Annotated in this window: 4 protein-coding genes; all 4 read left to right on the plus strand. The window is 41.0% G+C overall.

What is annotated here, in order from left to right; all coding sequences use genetic code 11:
- Positions 1-289 (plus strand): hypothetical protein (locus tag GNE10_RS35610; RefSeq protein ID WP_221643085.1); only part of this gene is annotated, 289 nt, incomplete at its 5' end.
- Entirely contained in the window at positions 268-651 is a 384-nt protein-coding gene (locus GNE10_RS33155) for a hypothetical protein (RefSeq protein ID WP_185570303.1), read from the plus strand. The genes GNE10_RS35610 and GNE10_RS33155, both read left to right, overlap by 22 nt.
- A 711-nt stretch (positions 652-1,362) precedes the next feature.
- Positions 1,363-2,652, plus strand: coding sequence for a glucose-1-phosphate adenylyltransferase (locus GNE10_RS33160; protein WP_185570304.1), 1,290 nt, complete (start codon positions 1,363-1,365; stop codon positions 2,650-2,652).
- Positions 2,653-2,699: 47 nt separating this feature from the next.
- On the plus strand, positions 2,700-3,260 hold the full coding sequence (locus GNE10_RS33165; protein ID WP_185570305.1) for an AAA family ATPase: 561 nt from the start codon (positions 2,700-2,702) through the stop codon (positions 3,258-3,260).
- Positions 3,261-3,358 lie beyond the last annotated feature (98 nt).

The raw sequence follows: 3,358 nt of genomic DNA on the forward strand, positions 1-3,358 counted from the left end.
CGTGCTAGTTGCAGTACTTGTAATAGTACACAAATACTATGATTTAGCGATCGCCTGTGCCAGTTGCGTAAGTCCTGAGGGTAAGGGATTTAAACTCTTTCCCCCTTCCTTCTTAACCTTTACCCCGCCAAGCGAACGAAGGCGAACTAATAGGTTCTTTTTTCTCAATCCAACATATTCAAGACTTTGTTGGGTTTTGCGATCGCTCAACCCAACATACTTTTCTACTCAGTTCAATTATTTCCAAAATTCAGGCATACCACATTTATGTATAGATTCAGAAAAATAATTCCTGTATTCAGTTTAGTTACAATAGGTTTTCTCTCGGTACAGATTCCGGTTCAAGCTGAAGTACAAACATTAATCACTACAGACAAAAGCAGTTGTTCAGCTATCTCACATCAGAAAATTCAAAAAACTGGAAATAGCTTCACAAACAGTCTGTATTCAAGACAAGTTCAGAGTAACGCTAATAATCTTGAACAGAAAACACAAGAGATCCGTTTTCCAATTAAACAAATTTGGTGGTGTGTTAAATGCCAATCAGGTATCAAAAGAAGCGTAAAAGCATACACAGAAGTAGATGCAGGATTTAAAGTATGTGGTGTTCAAAGTTTTAGTGTAAGGAGAGGTAAATGCCCAGAACAATAAAGCTGCAAGATATCACGTCATCTAGAACACCGATTCATTAATAAGTAGATCAACTTAATTAAACATAAAACAATGGTAGTGGACTAACACAGCTAAAATAGTGCATTAATAAACTCTTGTGGGGTGGGCATCTTGCCCGCCCGGACGGGTGAGGACACCCATCCCACAATAAAATCTATTGCAACATTTTAGCCAGGTCACACTACTACAATCTGAATACTGAATCGGTGTTCTAGTTGCTATGTTGCTGGGAGATCGCGCGGCTTGATTAATTGTTCCATTGCTACTGTATCTACTCAAACTGAAAAAGTTTTATGCGATCGCCACAGCTATTCAACAAGCGTACTCCCAACTGAGAACAGCAAAAACAGAAACTTCATCATAAATCTAAAAGCAGGCTCAGGAGCATCAATAACCACTTAGTTATCGAAGAAACTCTAGCTAAAATAAAATTACTTTGTATGAAAAATTACTTTTAAGAAATTTCAATAGTCTTGCTGGTCTGTATTTGTGACAGTTTTGTAGTTAAAAATCAACAATATATTGTAATAATTAATACTTTTATTATCTTCGCCAGTAGTCAATAATCCCATTGAGCATCAGCAGCATTTTTTAAAATTCATCCCTGAGATTCTTTGATCCCCCCTTACCAGCTGCAACATACAGTCCTAAACTGAAAATGAGAGTTGAAAGGCAGCTGGGAGAAATTTTGTGAAAAAAGTTTTATCAATCATCCTTGGTGGTGGCGCGGGGACTCGGCTTTATCCCCTAACCAAACTCCGCGCTAAACCAGCAGTACCAGTGGCGGGGAAATACCGCTTAATCGATATCCCTGTCAGTAACTGCATAAATTCCGAAATATTCAAAATTTACGTTCTGACACAATTTAACTCAGCTTCCCTGAATCGTCACATTGCGCGTACCTACAACTTTACTGGCTTCAATGAAGGGTTTGTGGAAGTGCTAGCCGCACAACAAACACCAGAAAACCCTAATTGGTTCCAAGGTACAGCAGATGCGGTGCGTCAGTACCTATGGTTAATGGAAGAATGGGATGTGGACGAATATCTAATTCTCTCAGGCGATCACCTCTACCGTATGGATTATCGCCAGTTTATCCAACGCCATAGAGAAACAGGAGCTGATATTACTCTCTCAGTCATTCCCATTGATGAGCGTCGCGCCTCAGATTTTGGCTTGATGAAAATTGACAACTCTGGTAGGATTATAGACTTTAGCGAAAAACCCAAAGGTGAAGCGTTAATCAAAATGCGTGTTGATACAAGCGTTCTGGGATTAACAAAAGAACAAGCCCAAGAACAGCCTTATATCGCTTCGATGGGGATTTATGTCTTCAAAAAAGAAGTTTTGTTCAAGTTATTGAGAGAGAGTACTGAAAGAACTGATTTTGGCAAAGAAATTATTCCTGATGCCTCAAAAGATTACAACGTTCAAGCTTATTTATTTGATGACTACTGGGAAGATATTGGAACAATCGAGGCATTTTATCACGCAAATTTAGCCCTGACTCAGCAGCCCCAGCCACCTTTTAGTTTTTACGACGAAGAAGCACCAATTTATACCCGCGCTCGTTACCTACCTCCGACCAAACTATTAGATTGCCAAATCACAGAATCAATTATTGGCGAAGGTTGCATTTTAAAAAATTGCCGCATTCAACATTCAGTTTTGGGAGTGCGATCGCGTATTGAATCTGGCTGCGTCATCGAAGAATCTTTGCTCATGGGTGCAGACTTCTACCAACCTTCTGTAGAACGCCAATGTAGTTTAGTCAAAGATGAAATTCCCGTAGGCATTGGTACCGACACCATCATTCGTGGTGCCATCATCGATAAAAATGCCCGCATCGGTCATGATGTGAAAATTATCAACAAAGATAACGTCCAAGAAGCTAACCGCGAAAATCAAGGTTTCTATATCCGTAGTGGGATTGTGGTTGTGCTAAAAAATGCCGTAATTCCTGATGGAACTATCATTTAAGAGTTAAAAGTTAGGAGTTAGAAGTTAGGAGTTAAAAGTTAGGAGTTATGAGTTATGAGTTAGGAATTATAAACAAAAATTCTGAATGCTCATCACTTTTAACTCTCAACTCCTCACTCCTCACTCCTCATTCTCAACTCCTCACTCCCCACTCTTCACTTTTATTGCTGATTGGTCTTCCAGGTAGTGGTAAATCAACTCTGGCAAAACAATTAGTGGCACAATGCCCCCAGGTGCAGCTGATTTCTACAGATGCTATCCGGGGGCAATTATTTGGTTCCGAAGCTATTCAAGGATCGTGGCTATTAATTTGGCGAGAAGTGGAACGGCAATTTCAACAAGCTATTTCCACCAGTAATACAGCAATTTTTGACGCTACCAACGCCCAACGACGCAATCGCCGTGAGGTCATTACCTTAGCCCGTAACCTTGGCTTTAGTCACATTACAGGAATTTGGCTCAATGTGCCAGTTTGGCTGTGTTTAGCACGTAATAAAAAGCGATCGCGCCAAGTTCCCGAAGAAATTATCTTGCGGATGCACCGTCAACTCCGGGATGCGCCCCCAAGTCTAGAAGAAGGATTAGACAAGCTGACTCGTTTTCTGTGAAATTCAAGGTATGGGGCATTGGGCATTGGGCATGGGGCATGGGGCATTGTTATTCTCCGCGTCCCCGCGTCCCCCCATCTCCCCTGTCTCTCCATCCC

Origin of the sequence: Nostoc sp. 2RC, from assembly GCF_014222165.1 — a bacterium.
GTDB lineage: Bacteria > Cyanobacteriota > Cyanobacteriia > Cyanobacteriales > Nostocaceae > Nostoc > Nostoc linckia.

Bases quoted from the DNA above. Each gene is read 5' to 3' on its own strand.
- GNE10_RS33155 (WP_185570303.1), top strand. From the start codon at position 268: ATGTATAGATTCAGAAAAATAATTCCTGTATTCAGTTTAGTTACAATA.
- GNE10_RS33165 (WP_185570305.1), top strand. From the start codon at position 2,700: ATGAGTTATGAGTTAGGAATTATAAACAAAAATTCTGAATGCTCATCA.